Origin of the sequence: Methylomarinum sp. Ch1-1, from assembly GCF_030717995.2 — a bacterium.
Classification (GTDB): domain Bacteria; phylum Pseudomonadota; class Gammaproteobacteria; order Methylococcales; family Methylomonadaceae; genus Methylomarinum; species Methylomarinum roseum.
The window spans coordinates 2,047,762-2,065,000 of the sequence record NZ_CP157743.1 but is presented as its reverse complement, the minus strand read 5'-3'; the positions used below and the strand labels follow the sequence as shown (position 1 = coordinate 2,065,000).

Below are 17,239 nucleotides of genomic sequence, written 5' to 3'. Positions count from 1 at the left end.
AACAGGTCGGCTTCGACAATTCTTTCATCCGAAGATGATGCAGGCACCAATCCTCGTTCCGCCTGAAATTCAGATTTCATCCTCAGTCGGCCGACCAACGCGTAGACGAGCCGACGCCCGAAATGGATTCTGACAATGGAACCAAATTGTCCGATAGGATAGGTTTCTCCCGCATACACACGCGAGAGTTCCGAGAGAGTTGGATTCAACTCGGCTACAAGGCGAGATCCATCAACCTCAATTATCTGGCCGATTGCCAGATTCTCAATTGGCTCATTGGGATTACGGGTCGACATGCTCATCTTTTACCTCCAAGCAGGCGGGTCAGATTTTCAAACTTCCACCAAAGTAGGTCGGCGTCGGATGACGTTTTATTGCTGCCATGAAAGAAGCCACGATTTGCGAAAATGAGAACCTGTTCGGTGATGGCGGGATCATCATGCCACCCCTTCAGTTGGCCTTGTGGATCATTGTCAGAAGTAAACACTACGACAGTAAGCCGACCATCCGATTCACGCAGCGCACGGTCAATTTCGAGGTTGATGTGTGAATCTCCAAAGCGATACCCGCAAGTAATGAGAATTTTCTGTGACCCCGGAGCAGCCCTTAATGCTCTTCTCCCATGTTCGGCCAATTGAGCGTAGGGATCTCTTTGAGTCTCGCGGTATTTGGTTGACGCAGGCCAAATGAGGATTCTTTTGTCACCCTCGGATTGAACATTGACATTACCGGCGACACGGCGTGGAAGCGGATCGCCATCGAACTCACACCAGTTTATGGAGCCGTGCAATTTGAAGATCCTCGACGAGATCCCGTCACGCTCAAAAACTGTAGGGTTCCACCATCCGGTGACTCCGCCATCCAGACCATCTGAGAAAGAAATTCTCTCAAGCGCGAGGGTATCTTCAAGAAGCGTGTCGTAGTTGAGGCAGAGATAATCCACGCAACCAAGGCCGTCTGTTTTGCCTGGTCGAATCGGGCGGTGAACCGCTTTTACGAATTCTCGATGAACCGCCACATCAATTTTCTTGTCGCTACACTCAATGATGTCAGAGATAGTGCGCTTTATTTTTTCTGCAGATTCCCTCAGCTGCTGTCCAGAATATTGCTTGTCTTTGATAAAGACCTGGTTATCAGTTGCGCCTCGTTCAGACCTTCTCTCAGCAATGGCCAGAAGGTCGATAATTTCACTAAGGTAGTCCTCAATATTTGGACCACTCGCGCCAGCGAAGCTGACCTGAATTCCCTTGAGAATATCTGTGGTGTCAGCGTCCAGCACACCGCTACCCAGTACCTTAGCAGTAAGTTCTTCCATCAACGGTAGGCCTGCGCATTTGCTGCAACCCGCACCGATCAGGAACACTCTCCCATGCTGTGCCATAAGCGCGTCCAGGGCATCCAGAGCGTCACCAAATGGAGCAGTCCATATTGCTTCAAGATTGTCAGATGCGCTCATACGAAACCCTCCTCAACTTTTCTGTTCCGATTTTTTGACTTCATTCCTTGCCATGTGTCGCTATGCCTTCAGTTTCAACAGCTCATCGTCCAGTCCATAGCGAACCACGTCGATCCGCTCGCTGCGTTGGGATACAAAGTCTCCGGTCATCACGGGGAGCTGGAATGGGAAGAAAGCCGGATTGTTCAGGAGCAGCCCCAATGCGCCCTTGGCCTCTGGGGTGGCCAGGAGTGCGGATTCGAACATCAGGATGGCCAAATCCGAATCAGCAATGCTCACCGGAGCGACTTTCTCATAGCAGCCCTTGGCTTCGGAATCCTTCAAGGCTCCCCAGGCGACAAATGAGCGGATAACATATTGTGCACAGCGGCTGACAGTCTGTCGGTCGCCATATTGTTCCTTGAGCCGGTTAACGATCTGCGTGTGGGTGACCTGGTCCTGCAGAGCCAGCAGACGACCGGTCTGCCGGGCCACATTGAACCAAAAAGGATAGACCGCCGAGATCATCCCCCAATGAACCGCAAGACCCATCGAAGGGTGCTTACGCAAAAACGCCAGTGCCGCATCCCGGAAAGGAACCAGTACCGGGTCCGGAGATACCCAAGTTTTCACCAGGTTATCAACGACAAAGGTTCGGGTCTGGTCGCTTCGTTCGCCTTCGGAGCCGTTGCCTTTCCTGTCCGCGAGAAATTCGTGCAGCTCTTGACGGATGGTTTTGGCGTCGAGTCCCGCCAGCAGCAGATTGGCTGCTTTCTGCATCCACTCGAAACGGATCGCCTGTTTGATACCGATGGCTTCGTGTCTTTTGCCCATCACCGTGTCCTCCTTTCAAACTTCACAAGGGGCACAATGACTTCTTCGATGGCTACACCGCCGTGACCTACGATGGCATCTCCCGGGTTCACGAATGCGTCGCGGCCACCGGCCACCAGGGGGAAATAATCTGCGGGCAAACCGACCGGCTGCCATTCGTGGGCAAACGGGAAGGCCCCGGCCACCTGAGCGCGGAGTTCCGGCGTGGGATAGACACGAACCCGCTCGCCGCGAGTTTCGGCAATCACACCTTCAGACGGGCGGCCTTTGCCTTCGCATTGGATGTTGCCGTGATCGGCCGTCAGCCAGACCTCATAGCCGTAATCCAGCAGTTGGCCGACCATCGCGGAAAGAAATCCTGCATGGCACCACTGCTTGATCTGGTTGTGCATCCCGGCCGAGCCGAGTTGCATGCCGTGCATGATCTTGTCCACCTTGTCCACGACCAACCCCACCACCTTGGTCTTCCCGGGGTGGATTGCGGAGTCGAGGACGCCCGCAGCATCGCCGTCGCCAAGACCTCGCTGGTAAGCGACATCCAGCCGGGACAGACCATGGCCTTCCCAGAACTGCTTCCAGAGTTTCTCTTCGCTGTTGGTCGAGTTGATGGATGACGGGAAATAGAGCGGCGGCTTGCCCGAGAAGATCGATTGCCGCGATACCGAGGTCAGCGTCGGAATCCAGGCGAAGGTCGCGGATTCGCGCATGACCAGATTGGCGTCCTGCTTTTGCAGAAGCTGGCGAATGGTTACCCACTGATCCAAGGCCAGGCCGTCAACCACAATCAACGCCGCACGGCTGCTACCGGAGTCCTCGATATCCCGAGCCAGGCGGCGCGGCACATGGTGGAGCATGGCCGGATTGGTCGGCGGCAAGTTGATCAGACTGGAGTAGTGGTCGGCCAGCCAAGCGGCAAAGATCGTGTTCAGTGCATCGCCGATTTCCCTGAGCCGGGTCTGATACTCGGTGCTGTTGCCACAATGAACCAGCGAAGAAAGTTCGGCCCATTTCAATGCAAAGGCGGTCCAGTCCGAGTAACGCGCTTCCGCAGTGGGCAGTTCCTTCTCGACAAGGCCAAACAAGCGAGAGATCCGCAGCTCGTCATCGTCCACGCCGGACGTGGCGATGCCGCTTCGAACCCAGGACCCGGCATCCACTTCAATGCCTTTGGCCTCGACAGGGGTGAGTTTCCCCTCCAGGAACAGGTTGTCGATGTAGACCTTGATGTCCTGATGGTCGAACGACAGGCGATCAGGGCCGGGATACTTGAGACCGTATTCCGGCGAATCCTCCCGTAACTGATGAGCGCTGCCGAGCCTGGAAAGAAATAGCGGCCAGCGTTCCTGCAAAAAGGCGAAAAAGGCCTCATCGTCCGGAACGATTTCAGAGAGCGGCCAAGCCTTGAATCCATCATGCCCTTTGAGAACCTGGATAAGCCGCTCAGCCAGCATCTGCGGGATCTGTAGCTTCCCATAGTGCAGGCGAAGCAAGGCGCGAAGCAGTTCCACCTCGCTGGCAATCAGCTCAGCGGCGATGCCGAACACATGGCGGAGGATGAAATCCTTGGTGGCGTTATCGCCCATGCGATCCGGCGGCGACTTGCGTTGAGCCTCAAAAAGTGCGTCCAGCAGGCTTCGGTCGAGCTTCTCGATCACCGGATAGCTAAGCGTTGGGAACAGATCCCCCAGATTGAATGAAAGCTTGCGGCCTGCTTGGAGCAGGTCGTATGGCAGGGATTCAAGCTCCGCATCCTGCAAGCGGAGGACTACCACCAGATCGGTGTGCTCACCCCGGTCCCAGATCGAACGGTACTTTGACTCATAGGCGTATCTGAATTCGACCGGATCACTGAACTCGATCAGGTCGAACCCGCGCCCGCGAAGCTCCAATGCCAGCTTCTCCTCGGTCAGCAGACAATCCGGGTCCGCGACCAGGGTCAGCTTGCTGACGTTGGGCACAAAGTCGTTCAGGATGGCGTCTCGCCAACTACTCATTGAGCGCCTCCCTTGATGATCCGCAGCATCAGCAGCGACCGGATTTCCGGTACGATCTGCCGCGCTGATTGCAGTTCATGCCGCCACTCATTTTCCTCGGCAGCGCAGCGGGCCAGACGGTACTGGCGCACTTCGGGCAGCCCCACCCGTTCGATGGCCTTGCGCCGTGAGGTGAAGGCGACCATGCCGCGTTCCTCTTCCCTGTTCACCGAAGCGAGGTGCGCTTGCTGCAGGGCGTCGAACAGCTCCTGTCCGGCCTGTTCGGCAGCAATCTGCAAACGCTCATGGGCGGTGATAGATTCATCCTGCCCGAGGGTGGATTGCACCTCGGCTTCCGCTGTCTGCAACGCATCCCAGATATGCCGGGCCGTGGGCAGAAACAGTTTGCCTTCCTCGCTCAAAAACACGCTGACATAGCCACGCCGCACCATGGGGATGCGCAGGAGTTGTGTCTTCTGGTGCATTCCGGCCCGAAGGCGGATCTCAAAGAGCCCCCAGAGCCCGGAGATGCTCGCTGGCAGTCCGCTCACGGTTACGCAAGGCAATGGCTGACCTGCCGCGACCTGGGGCAGGTTCAGGGCAAGACCACGGACACGGCTATTTTCAAGGTTGAGCAGAGTTGCGTCGGTCAAGCGATTCGCTTCTCGGGCGCTGAATACGGCTTTGCGGTGTTCCTGACCGTCAGGCCAATTCAGATCCCACCAGGAGCGCTTGCGACTGGCCATACCGCCATGGGAGTTGAGGTAACCGACCGTCATCCGTTCCACCCAGTGGGGCAGCGGATGCGAGCGCAGACGCTCAGCGGTTTGCACATCCGGCTCTTCGGAGATGCCATAGATGGCGGAGGCCTCGCGCACCTGCTGGATCTCATCCCGAATCCTGGCCACCGTGTGATCGACGGAGGTTTCGATGCCGTCAGGATTAAGGATGGCCGAGGCGAACACATCCTCGAACAACTCACCGGCCTGGGCCGAGTCGAGCACGTCGCCGGTCTTGTCGATGCCGAACTCGTCGAAGATCACCGAGAGCTTCTGCTCCAGAACTTCGCGGACCCGGAACTCGACTGAATCCTCAAATACGAAATTGATCGCCTGTACGGTTTTTGGCTGGCCGATACGGTCCACGCGACCGATACGTTGCTCCAGCCGCATCGGGTTCCAAGGGATGTCGTAGTTGATGATGACGTGGGCGAACTGCAGGTTCAGACCCTCACCGCCCGCATCGGTGGAGACCAATACGCGGTGCGATTTGCGGAAGGCATCCTGGGCTGCCCCACGTTCCTCCATGGCCATGGAGCCGTTCAGGGTGACCACCGAGATTCCCCGGGCTTCCAGAAACTCCTTCAGCATCTGCTGGGTCGGCACGAACTCGGTGAAGATCAGCACCTTCAGATCCGGTTCGTTTTCCTCGGCTTGCAGCTTGTAGATCCACTCGATCAGCGCCTCGGCCTTGGCATCCGGACCCGCCTGCTCACAACGGACCGCCGCGTCAAGCAAGGTCTCCACATGGCTGCCTTCGCTCTGCAGAGCCGACACGTGGGATTTCAGCAGCTCATCGAGCAAATCCTGGCCGTCCATGTCGTACAGCTCGGCTATTTCATCGTCTGGGCTTTCCGATCCCTCCGCGCCATTTTCAAGTTCCACCAGGCGCAGGCTGGCTTGTTGCTCGCCATCCTTGAGCGCCACGAGTCGCCGTTCCAGCGTGGTGCGGATCGCCCGGGTGCTGGAGACCACCAGGCGCTGCATCAAAATCATCAGAAAGCCGATGTGGCGCTTCTTCTCGCGCAGGGCCTGGTTGTAGCCCTCGCGCACATAGTCGGTTACTGCCTCATAGAGGAGCTGCTGCAAGTGGTGTCGGCTTTCCCAGGCCACCGGGGCCATCTGCGTGCGCCGGGGTTTAAAGAGCGGCTTGCCGTCGGCATCGATGGCCTTGCGCTTCTCGGTGCGGATGACATAAGGAGCCACCCGCTCGCGGGAGACGCTCTCCATATCCGGAAAGGCGTCGTCATCCAGCAGGCTCATCAAACGATGAAAGGCATCGGTCTTGCCCTGGTGAGGCGTGGCCGAAAGCAGCAGCACATAGGGTGCGGCTTCCGCCAGCCCCTTGCCGAGTTTGTAGCGGGCGACCTGATCGGTGCTGCCGCCCAGCCGATGCGCTTCGTCCACGATCACCAGATCCCAACCGGCGGTAATCAGATCCTCGAACCGGCTGCGGTTGTATTCGGCGACGCGCTCGGCGGTCCAGCCGCGCCGCTTGTCCATGGGTTTGACCGAATCCAGGGAGACGATGACCTGATCGAACATCGACCAGGCGGAGTTCCGGTGGTCCGCTTCGGGTGCCAGCCGCTGCAAAGTGCTGATATCGTCGCCCAGCACAAGCTGGAACTGTTCATTGAAGTGGGTCTGCATTTCCGCCACCCACTGGGTGGCAATACCTTTGGGAGAGACAACCAGAGTTCGGCGCACCAGCCCGCGCAACTTGAGTTCGCGCATGACCAGCCCGGCCTCGATGGTCTTGCCGAGACCCACCTCGTCGGCCAGTAGGTAGCGCACGCGGTCGCCGGAGGTGGCCCGGAACAAGGCGTGGATCTGGTGCGGCAGCGGAATGACGTTGGACTCCATGGGAGCCAGCAGCACATGGCCGTCGGTAGCGCTGGTGGAGCCTTCGAGCACCTCGGCCACCTTGGCTGCGGCGGCCACATAGGCAATATGATCAGTGGTTAGTGACGAGGGGCGAGAGGCGAGTGGAATCAGACCGGAAGCCGGGATTCGTACAACAGAATCAGAATTCGGCAACCAGACACGGCACACCGTCTGCCCCCACAAAGTCTGTTCCTCGATGACCTTGCAGGCGCTGTTATGAACGGTGCTGTATTGCCAAGGGGATTCCATCAGGCCGGGGCTCCAGCGAGTTCAAGCAACTTTTGGCGGAAATAAGCAAAACTTGGGGAAGCGTTGTTTGTTACATCCATGTGCGGGCTAATCTTTTCAGCCCACTGCGATTTCTCGGCACCGACAGCCTGCCAACCTTTTGCTGAAAGTGCGGCAAAGCCTCCGCTATAGACTGCCTCTGCCAAGCGCTCCCAAGTGCCGCAAATGGAATCATTTACGTATGTATTCAGGACAGCGTCTTTGGCTTTTGGATAGGCAGATTTGACCGCTGGGATGTCGCCAAGAAACCAAGCCTCACCTTCTTCAATGGCAATGCAAAACCGGGTATCTGGCTGGGAATTGCAAGCATTCAGGATATTGAAAAGCTCTTGGCGAAACGCTTTCAGGCACTTGTTATCAAGATCGCAGACAAGGATTACAGCCGCCGGATAATCAGCTGGATAATTGGCGAAAGTGTTACCGTATCCACGGAGAAGCTTTGGGAGCTGATCGAGCAGGATGCGTTTGCTTGCATCTGCCTTGTTGCCGAGATTCTTCGGAATGCGGCCTATGCCTTTATAGGGATGAACATTGAACGTATGGTCATCACCGATGATTTTCGGGACAAGGATATCGAGCGCTTTCTTGCCGGACTGGTCTTCAACGAGGATCTCAAAATGCATCCGATCACCTCGCGTCCAGATAATCGCTGTACCAAAGGCCACCCAGCGGTAAACCTTCGGCCACCATGTTCTTGACGATGGCATCATCGCTCGCTCTGCGGATTACTGAATAGCCATCCGATCCCTTTTCCAGAATCCAGACCTCGGCAGGTTCCAAGGCATCAACCAGATAGGGCTGATGGGTCGTAATGAAAATCTGAGATCCACCCTTGCGGCCTGTCGCATGCTCACGGAATTCCTTTGCCAAGGATTCGAGAAGTTTATGGTACAAGCCATTTTCCGGCTCTTCGATACATAAAAACGGCGGTGGTGTCGGGTCTTCGAGCAACAGGAGGTACGCGAACACTTTCAATGTGCCATCGGACATTTGTTGCGAATAAAAAGGATCTTGAAAACCTTTGTCATTGAACCGCAGCAGCAAGCGGCCATCGTTTGTCTTTTCTGTATCAATCTTGTTGATGCCGGGAATTTTTTCCGCAATCCGGTTCAAAATAGCCTGGAAACGCTTTGGATGTTCCCGCTCCATGAATTGCACAACGTTTCCGAGATTGTCGCCATGGATGTTGAGATGCTTCTGAGGACCGGCGAGCGGCAGGCTCCTCGCTGCGTCTGGAGTGAAATAGCTGAGGTACCACCCTTCGATAAATTTGCGGAACGCGGAAATCCTCGGATGTTGTTTCAACGAACCCAGCGTGGCAATCCCAAGCTTGCGCATGTCGTCAAGCTCGACAACATCGGTTTCTTTAGATTCTTTAGACTCTTCTTTCGCCTCACCTGATTTAATGGACTCCATCAAACCAAGCAGGTCAAACTCACCCTGTTCTTCATCGATCTGACGGCCTTCTTGATCGCCTTTCCAAACAACACCTTTTCCACTGTTCAACACAAGAAACGAGAAGGGCCATCCGTGCTTCTGGCCCTTGCGCCTCTGCCGGAGACGTTCTTTCAAGACATACGGACGACCTGAACTATCGACATCAATGGAAATTTCGTAGGTGATGGGGCGGGCATTCCCATCTTCCTTGTAATAGACCTCGAATTCGATTGGCCCTTTTTGACCTTGCGCCCGGATTCGCTCAAATCCTCCCCTGCCGCGAGAGTCGCACGCCTCTTCTACACCAGACTTCAAAGCATCCGCAAGAAACCCGAAGGCGTCAAACAGCGTGCTCTTGCCAACACCGTTCTTGCCAATAACCGCCGTCATGGGTGTGAGAGGCTCGGCCTGCTGCTGATTCCAGAGGCGACCAAGTGTGACATCTTTTAACGCCCTAAAGTTCTTTATTCGAAAACCTTCTATTTTTGCCATTACTCGCCTCCCACCTTTCTTCTATAAACCGATCTCGCCTTTTCAAGAAACTGCTCTTTCGAACTATCGCCGGAGACGGCGTAATCGTACTCATGGAGCAGTTCTTGGAGTCTGTACAGCTCATCAACCATAATTTTCAGGTATTCCATTGTCTCAGGCTGATGCTGAAATCCGTAAGGCGTATCTATCGGTTTGGAGCTGTCATACTCGACATCGTTGAACTCGATATCCTGTTCGAGTTGCTCAGCGATGTATCCCAAATAGTTTTCTTTGTAGTCAAAATGTCCACCGCTCATTTCATTCCCCTCCGGTCAAAGTGGTGAGGGGCGAGTTTGTTCATCAGTGCGTTCGTCATTTTGTTGATTTCACCCTGGATATTCAGAATCTCATCCAGTTTTTTAGAGTCGATATATTTCAACCGCTCGGCAATAAGCAACTGGGTTTCGACTTCAGCCAGCGAGCCACGAGCTATGGAAAGAAAATTCCTGAATTCAGCGGTTGAATTTCTGGCTTGTCCCTCAGCAATGTTGGATGGAATGGAAACGGCGGCTCGCCGAAGCTGATTCGTCAGTCCATAAAGCTCTTCCTTCGGAAACGTCTTGGTCACCTGGTACACCATTGCCACTAAATCCATCGACTTTTGCCATACGATCAGATCTTTATAACTTTTTACCTGCATGCTCACTCCTTTCTCGCCCCTCGCCACTAGCCACTCGCCCCTGCTTTTCCTTTCTCGCCCCTCGCCACTAACCACTCGTCCCTAGCCTTGTAACTGCTTGATCAAACCACATGAGCAGTTTTGGATCTTCTTCCAGGACGTTGTTGGAGATCTTGTCGGCCACGGCGACGATGACTGCGTAGTCGCGCTCCTGCCAGGCTTTCTTGAATCCGGCGCGGACAGCTTCCAGGCGGAAGACCTTGAGCTTCTTCTTGACGTGTTTGTACTCCTCGAACTCCTTGAGCAACGCCTTCTCGCGCAGTTTCTCCAGGTCGCCTGCCTTGTTGGGGTCGGGCACGTACCAGCGGTCGCGTGCTTTGGTCACCAGCGCCGGGGCATCCTTCGGCAGGTTACGCAGATCTTTCCAGTTGGTGGAGAGGTAGGCATGTATTTGCTCGGGCACAGGGCCTTTTCCGTCGTAGCAGAGGAAGTTCTGGTTCAGCAGTTCGCGCAGATCCAGCTGGGCCTCGTTCTTGCTCCAGCCGCCGAGCTGCTGCATGAACTGCGGATTGATGTCGGAGAAGGTCTGCGGCTTTTCCTTGATGAGCTGGCGGAGCCACTGGATGGCGGATGCTTCGTCGGAGACGAACATCGAAAGCTGCTGTGGGGCACCGGAGGTCATCTTCTTGCGGTCGTATTCGGCCACCTGGTCCGGCAGGAAATACATGCCGTCACGCTCAATGAAACGCTGCGATAGTCCGACCTGGAACTCCTGGCTGGAGATCGGCACCGGGTAACCCTTGCGGACATAGAATGCGATCATCTGGTCGAACAGGATGCGAGGGTCGCGCTCGGGGACAAAAAGCATTAGTGGCCCTTGGCGCTTGGTGACTGGCAGATACTTTAGGTGGGTTCGGACAAAATCCCACACGCCTTCTTCGGTTTGTGCCTCTTTCTGGAAGCGCTCTTCAAAACCGCCATTGGGTTTGTATGCTGAGATGACAAGGTCTTGCTTGACTGCTGTAGGTGTGGTTACTGCCTTAAAGCTGCCTTGTTTTTTATCTAGAGCCGAGACATTCGCTACAATGAAACCAACTTCAGTCAGAGCGGTTTGGATGCTGTTCCATACGGATGCATTGGTATTAGAAAATTCAACAGTAAGCCAGCGACCCGGCTTAAGTAATCGATATGCCTCCTCAAAACAAGCCGCCATCAACTGGCGATACTCATTCAAACTTTTACCTTGGGAGCTATTTTCCACAGCCTCAGGCTTATTGTTTGTTAATACCTTTAACCAAACCTCCCAGAGTGAATTAAGCTCAGAATAGTTGATGTTTGCCCCAAATGGTGGATCGAAGAAAAAATAGTCCATAGAATTGTCTGGCATCAGCATCTTCTCTGATGATGACGTAAAAACAATCTGCTTGGTTTTACCGTCTCTTTTGCTCAAATACGAGGAAACGTCTTTGATTCTGAATCCGATCATCGCGATCAGGCAGTACTCAATTTGGTTGGACGGTATATACAAAGTTCCCGCAAGAACGCCTGCTGTTTTGGAGAGATTAGTATTAAGGCGGCTGACAGCGATTTTGTGCATTTTGCTTGCTCTTGGGAGTTGGTCACCCACGAGGCAAAGCAACTGGCTTTCCATCTCTGAGGTCGAAAGGATGTGCCGGAGTGTTGCGAGCACGCGCAAATTACGCTTTGTGTAAAAGTGATGAACATGCGTAATGCCGATGGGATCATTTCTTCGCGTTTCGCGTCCCTCGATCATGCGTAAAGATGGATGCCAGTATGGAATGTCCTCATTCTCAATTTTAGCTATTAAAGCAAGATCACCTTCGTCAGGTTTTTTTTCAAAACGGCCAGAAACTCCAGCGACAGAGTAATTGATCTGCACTGGAACTTGCTTGGCTTGTTTAATCGTTTCTCCAATAGCAACATCGTACTTATTTACCCAGGCCCGCTCGATACGTCTTTTGGTTAACTCGGCATTACAGTGAGGACAAGGAAAGCTGTCATGGACTTTGCCATTTTGCTCATCGACGGCTTCGTCCCAAAAAACGACCTCACCAGCACATTCATTACAGACAAAAACATCTGACCAAACGGTGTAATTTATTGTCCCGATTCGTCCATCCGAATGCCTTGTTTCATACATCCAACCGCATTCTTTTTCGACTTCTTTCAATATCCGGTAGGCTTCGCGTTCGAAAGAAGATGGATTTACAGGCGTGTTGTAGTTGTACGAGATGAACGTTGCTGCTGGAGACAGATCATTGAGAATCGCTCTGCGGACGCCTAGTTTTGAAAACGGTCGCCAAACCTTTTTGCCATCTTCATCCGCCTCTTCCAGCAAAATGGTGCCGTCCGGCTTCACTTGGTAGCCGAGCGACATTACCACTTCGCGGTCGCCACACATCTGCGCCGCTACACCGGTCATACCGGTTCCGCAGAAGCCGTCGAACACGATATCCCCCGGCTGCGTGTAATGGAGGATGTAACGCATGATGGCCTTGTGCGGTACCTTGGTGTGGTAGGAGTGCGCGTTGTAAATGGGGTCGTTTTTCCCCTCGCTCACATCGGTCGCAAATGGCTCACGGTGATAGTGATAGCCTTCAGGCTGTTTCGGCTTCTCCGCCTCCCATTCAGCTATGAAATCGGCAATCCATGGGTTCGGGCAGGCGGTGTAATACGGCGGATCGCTCAGGTTCAGGATGTCCTCGTCGCTGCCGATGGGAAAGCCTTCGATCTTGCGGAACTCCGGGTCCTGCAGCTTCTTGCGCAGCTCCTCGGTAAAGTGGGCGCGGCGGGCCTCATCGTTCTCGAAGGTCATGCCGAGGCAAGTCACCGGGCCGGAGGGCTTCTGCGGCTCTTCAAGCAGCGAGTCGAACAAACTGGTTTCTTTCATCTTCATAATCCTTGGCTTTCGTCTTGTGTCTCAGCTTGGTCACTTTGCGGGTGACCAAGCTCGGCGAAGTTGGTCACTCGCTTAGTCACTCTTATTCCATGACGATCCGCACCTTGGCCGGGTCCTTGCCCTTGGTGAGCTGATCGATGTACTCCTCAAAGCGTTTTTTCATCTCCGCTGGGGTGGCCGGGCCAGCGGTGACCTGCAGGGCCTGTTGCAGCTCCTGCGCCTTGACGGTGACCTTGACCAGGCCGGAGAGCACTTCCTTCAATGCATGGACAAAGTTGCTGTCCAGCGGCACCGGCAGTTCCTTCGACTTGATGAAGGCTTCCAGGGGTTCGCGGTCATCGATCTTCAGCAGGTCCATGTTGGCCTGGGTGATCGGGTCCTCCAGGTTGCTGAGGATGGTCGAGGTCCAGGCCGTCACCATGGCATCGAGCTGGGCGTCCATCTGGTCGATCATCTGTGAGCCTGCCGCCGCACCGGTTTCCACCGAAGGCCGGAACCCGCAATGCGGGCAGATGGGCGAGGCGTCGAGGTTTTGCTCGGTCAGGGCAAAGCAACTTTTCAGTCCGGCCAGGCGGTTCTGGTAATCGGTGAGCTGCTGCCGGGGCATCAGGTCGATACCAGCCAGTTTGAGCAGGGTTTGCAGGCGCTGGTCGTTGAGCAAGCCTGCCTTTCGCTTGTCGTCGTTCACGCCCAGCCGCGCCTTGGCGTGCAGACCGATGTAGGCGACGGTGTAATCCTTCTTCAGCTTTTGCAGCTTGGCCCCGATGGACTGGGACTGGCTGGCCAGCTCGGTCAGGTCGGCCTGCTTGAGGGCATCCAGCACGTCCTGCCGGGTGGTCTTCATACGATCCACCCAGTCGTGCTCGGCGGGCAGCACCGCCTCGGCGGTGGAGAGCCAGGACGCCGTCGGGCTGTGGTCCATGATGAACTCGCGTAGGGCGTCCAGCTCATCCAGGGCCTTCACGGCCTTTTCGTGGGCCAGCACTTCGGGAGCGCTGTAGCGGAAGTTTTTCAGCTTACCCGGCGAGGAGTAGGCCTGGAGCGATTCAAAGAAGCTCTTGGCCTCGTCCAGCCCGCTGGCCTGGCTGGCCAGATCGGTGCCCGCGAGCAGGTCCAGGCCCCAGAAGGAGAGCCCTTCGCGCAGGGTCTGCTGGGTCATGACGATGCGCTTGACGATCTTGCCCACCGCCTGCTGCAGGTTCTGCACCGGCTCGTCCTTGCCCTGGGTGACGAGCTGAGCCATGCCCGGTGTCATGCCGAGCAGTTCGAACAACGCTTTGAGCGCGGGCAGGTTCCATTCTTTCGGCTGCTCCAGGTGCTTGAAGCGGACCAGCTCGTCCATGCCGGTCGCGGCAAGCTGCTGCAGGCCGGTGGCGTCAAACTTTTTGCCCGGAATGGCGAGCACGATGTCGCCGGAGTAGACCAGCGCCGCCACCAGGACGGTGACCCATTCGGGCTCCAGACGCGAGCCGCCCGGGTTCATGTACTCAAGCCCGTGGTCGTCCTGGATGATCTCGCTACGGTTGACCACCTGGCCGTGGCCCTTGGCCTTGACGGCATCCTGGATGAACTTGGTGTACTTCGATTTGTAGGGATCGATCTTCTCGCCGTCGAGCAACTCCAGGGCGTCCAGCACGGCGGTGGCTTGCTTGGTGCGGTTCTGCCCGGCAATGGCCCGCAGGGCGTCCTGCGCTGCCTGGGCGCGGTTGTTGCCGGTGATCAGGACCGAGAAGAACGGATAGTCCGGGGCCTGGTTCTCGAAGTTCGGTGCCAGGCAGACACCGGCGATGGTGTTCACCAAGTCGCGGAAGTTGATAGTCTCGTGAGGCGACAGGCCCGACAGGTCGCGGATGGATTTGCCCTTGGCCCATTCGGTCATGGACTTGGCACGGCCCTGATAGGTGACCTCGAAGGCATCGCTCATGTGCTTCTGCAGCCACTGGACCAGCTTCTTCAGGAAACCGTTGGCCTTCGATTCATAGGTGGCCTTGGCATGGCCCGATGAGGTGGCTGCAAGATCCAGTGCGGCCGCATAGCTCTTCAGCGCAGTCTGGAATTCCTCGTCGGTGCCTTTCAGGCGGAAGAAGACCTCGTCGTTGACCTTGTCATCCTTGAAGCGCGGCGGATCGTTGGGCTGGATGAAGTAGAGGTAAAAGTCCCGCTGCGGCACGGCGGTGGAACGCTCGTTCGGTGCCCCGAAAAAGAGGTAGCCGGAGCGGGCTGCCTTGTGCTCCTGCCAGACCAGTTCGTGCTGCCAGATTTTGTAGCCGGTCACATAGGTGGCGTCCTGGCATTCCATGACCCGCTTGAGCGCCTCGTAATAGAAGCGGTCGAGCTGAGCCTGGCCCAGGCTTTCGGCCCGCTTGTCGATCAGGGCGTCGAAGTCGTCGGTCTTCTTCAGGTCGAGATAGAACTGGCGGTTGTCAGCATTAAAGGAGATGAACTGGCCGCTGACTGTCTTGTGGATCTCGCGCAGGACCGTTTCCACATGGGTCTGGAGATCCTTGTCGGGTTCGTCGCTACCCAGCTCGGCGATCAGCGGATCAAACAGGCAGAGACGGTCGCGCAGTTCCTCGGCGGATGCGCCCATGGGGGCATAGATGTCGCCAGTGGTAAGGCGGTGGACGGACAGAGCATGGATCAGGCGTAGCGCCATCGGCTTGTATTGTTTGCGGGTGATGGCGTTCTCGATGCGGGATTCCAGAACCTGGCTGCAATCAATGACTGCCCGGATTTCGGGAATGGCGCGGAACGAAGCGTTCTGCTTGAGGGTACCCCAATAGCTGTCGAAGGCGATCAGGCCGGGTTCGTCCTGCGGCACGTCCTTGCCAAGAATGCCTTTCATGCCCATGGACAGGGTCTTGAGCACCTCGCGCTTTTCCACCACGGTGACCCGCTCGAAGGTGTCGATGTAACCGGGATGCACCGGGAAGAGCCGGACAAACTCGTCCATGCGCTCGTTGAGCCCGCCATAGTATTTGGCAAAGGGCATAAGATAGTCGCGGATCTTGGCCTGTTGCTCGGTGGTCTTCTTGAGCAGGCGCTCGGCCACCACGAATTTCACGTCGCTGCGGGCGATAAGGATCTGCTCGAAGCGGTCCTTCACCCGGCGGATGCTGTCGGCGACAAAAGCGAAGCGGGGGCTGTCGAAAATGGCTTCCTGGACACCGGCCATGAAGCGGAAGCGCAGGTCCTTGCAGACCTCGCCGACCTCGCGGAGGAAGTTGAGGTCGAGGATCAGCTCCTGGTCCTTGCGGGTGCGCAGGTAGTCGAGCAGCTCATCGACCACCAGCAGCAGGCCGTGTTCGGGGAAGACCTCGCCGAACTTGGCCATCATGTCTTCGAAGGCCCGTTTGTGGCTGGTGATGGTCCCGGCTTCGGGGAACACATACTCCACACCGAGTTTTTCGAGATGCTCTTCCAGTTCGGCCACCAGGATGTCGCGCAAGGACATGGTGGTGGCTCCGATCTCGGTACGGATGACCTTGAAACGCCCGGCGATCTGAGAGGCTGCGTCGCGGACACCTTCGCTTTTCAGCCCTTCCAGCAGGGAGGCGTCTGCGGCAAGGCTGGAGACCACCGACATCAAGTGCGACTTACCGGTGCCGTAGTTACCGACGACCAGCAGGCCCTTGTTGTCGACCGGCTGGTCGAACTGCATCTGAGGAATGACAAGCTGCGTGAGCCGTTCGGCCATTTCCTCGGAAATGACATAGGTGTTCACGAGGGTGTGTGCGGCGCTCGATTTGTCCGCGTCACGCAACTGAACGACCGACTCAATCGGGTCGAATTGGATAAGGTCTCCGTATTTCATGCTTGTCCTGCCTCTCTATTGTTTTTTGCCGAATCGACAGTGGCCGTGCCATCCATGCCCACAATCAGCGCATCGACCGAGTCATAGCTGCGGTACTCGGGATGGCCGGTTTCGGCGTACAAAAGCCTCCCGGAATTCATGATTCCGTTCCACGAAGCCACCACGGCCCGATTTCTCGAAATGGACTGCAGCAGGCGCAAGGGGTCCTGCTGGAGATCCTTGTCGAAGAGGATCTCGAGATTATCCAGCACCACCGGTGCTTGAGCCTGGTCCGCGATCTGATCGAGGATGCCCGGCAACCGAAGCGACCGCTGCTTTGCCGTCAGCTCAAGCAGTTCGCCTGAAAGCGCCAGATTGACGTTGACGACAGATGAGCCGAATTCCTCGGCAATATCCCGAAGAACGCCGGTCTTGCCGGAACCGGTCTCACCCACCAGCAACACCAGGCGGTGATACAAGCCTTCGGCTGCCTGTAGGGATCGTTTTATCTTGTCGTGAATCGGCTCGGCCATGGTCGCTCCTTATTGCTCGGTGTCCGGCTTATCGGATTTATCAGCCGCACCGCCGGAGCGGACCCATTCGTCCACTTCGTCTTGTTTGAACATCCAGCGACGGCCGACACGGTGACCGGGCATAGCCCGTTGCTCGATCCACTTGTAGACCGTCTCGTTGCTTACATTCAGATACTTGCAAATGTCATCGACCGTCAGCCATCTCTCATCCAT

At 56.1% G+C, this 17,239-nt stretch carries 13 protein-coding genes (1 of these 13 cut by a window edge); all 13 read right to left on the bottom strand.

Translation table 11 applies throughout. The features are described 5' to 3' along the window. A protein-coding gene (locus Q9L42_RS09670; RefSeq protein WP_305908646.1) for an ATP-binding protein crosses the window boundary here: on the bottom strand, positions 1–302 show its start. 1,396 nt of this gene lie to the left of the window's left edge; the window shows 302 of its 1,698 coding nt (coding positions 1–302); the start codon lies at positions 300–302; the stop codon falls past the left edge of the window. Beyond that, complete coding sequence (locus Q9L42_RS09665) at positions 299–1,456, bottom strand: SIR2 family protein (protein WP_305908647.1); 1,158 nt, start codon at positions 1,454–1,456, stop codon at positions 299–301. Before Q9L42_RS09665 ends, Q9L42_RS09670 begins: the two co-directional genes overlap by 4 nt. Before the next feature lie 60 nt (positions 1,457–1,516). Beyond that, complete coding sequence (locus Q9L42_RS09660) at positions 1,517–2,269, bottom strand: hypothetical protein (protein WP_305910243.1); 753 nt, start codon at positions 2,267–2,269, stop codon at positions 1,517–1,519. Further along, a complete protein-coding gene (pglZ, locus tag Q9L42_RS09655; RefSeq protein WP_305908648.1) occupies positions 2,269–4,263 on the bottom strand; it encodes a BREX-3 system phosphatase PglZ in 1,995 nt (664 codons plus the stop codon). The genes Q9L42_RS09660 and pglZ overlap by 1 nt, the downstream gene beginning before the upstream one ends. Continuing rightward, positions 4,260–7,154 carry a DEAD/DEAH box helicase gene (locus tag Q9L42_RS09650; protein ID WP_305908649.1) on the bottom strand — a complete coding sequence of 965 codons (2,895 nt, stop codon included), beginning with the start codon at positions 7,152–7,154 and terminating at the stop codon, positions 4,260–4,262. The genes pglZ and Q9L42_RS09650 overlap by 4 nt, the downstream gene beginning before the upstream one ends. Further along, positions 7,154–7,816: a DUF4276 family protein gene (locus Q9L42_RS09645; protein ID WP_305908650.1), complete on the bottom strand. Its 663-nt coding sequence runs from the start codon at positions 7,814–7,816 to the stop codon at positions 7,154–7,156. Before Q9L42_RS09645 ends, Q9L42_RS09650 begins: the two co-directional genes overlap by 1 nt. A gap of 4 nt (positions 7,817–7,820) precedes the next feature. Then, a complete protein-coding gene (locus tag Q9L42_RS09640; protein ID WP_305908651.1) occupies positions 7,821–9,122 on the bottom strand; it encodes an AAA family ATPase in 1,302 nt (433 codons plus the stop codon). Next, a complete protein-coding gene (locus Q9L42_RS09635) occupies positions 9,122–9,418 on the bottom strand; it encodes a hypothetical protein (RefSeq protein WP_305908652.1) in 297 nt (98 codons plus the stop codon). The genes Q9L42_RS09640 and Q9L42_RS09635 overlap by 1 nt, the downstream gene beginning before the upstream one ends. Beyond that, on the bottom strand, positions 9,415–9,801 hold the full coding sequence (locus Q9L42_RS09630; RefSeq protein ID WP_305908653.1) for a four helix bundle protein: 387 nt from the start codon (positions 9,799–9,801) through the stop codon (positions 9,415–9,417). Before Q9L42_RS09630 ends, Q9L42_RS09635 begins: the two co-directional genes overlap by 4 nt. Before the next feature lie 67 nt (positions 9,802–9,868). Then, complete coding sequence (locus Q9L42_RS09625; RefSeq protein ID WP_349432689.1) at positions 9,869–12,691, bottom strand: DNA methyltransferase; 2,823 nt, start codon at positions 12,689–12,691, stop codon at positions 9,869–9,871. A 91-nt stretch (positions 12,692–12,782) separates the two neighbouring features. Continuing rightward, positions 12,783–16,514, bottom strand: coding sequence for a DUF6079 family protein (locus Q9L42_RS09620; RefSeq protein WP_305908656.1), 3,732 nt, complete (start codon positions 16,512–16,514; stop codon positions 12,783–12,785). After that, positions 16,511–17,026 carry a BREX-3 system P-loop-containing protein BrxF gene (gene brxF / locus Q9L42_RS09615; RefSeq protein ID WP_018076240.1) on the bottom strand — a complete coding sequence of 172 codons (516 nt, stop codon included), beginning with the start codon at positions 17,024–17,026 and terminating at the stop codon, positions 16,511–16,513. Before brxF ends, Q9L42_RS09620 begins: the two co-directional genes overlap by 4 nt. A 9-nt stretch (positions 17,027–17,035) precedes the next feature. Further along, complete coding sequence (locus Q9L42_RS09610) at positions 17,036–17,239, bottom strand: helix-turn-helix domain-containing protein (RefSeq protein ID WP_011927933.1); 204 nt, start codon at positions 17,237–17,239, stop codon at positions 17,036–17,038.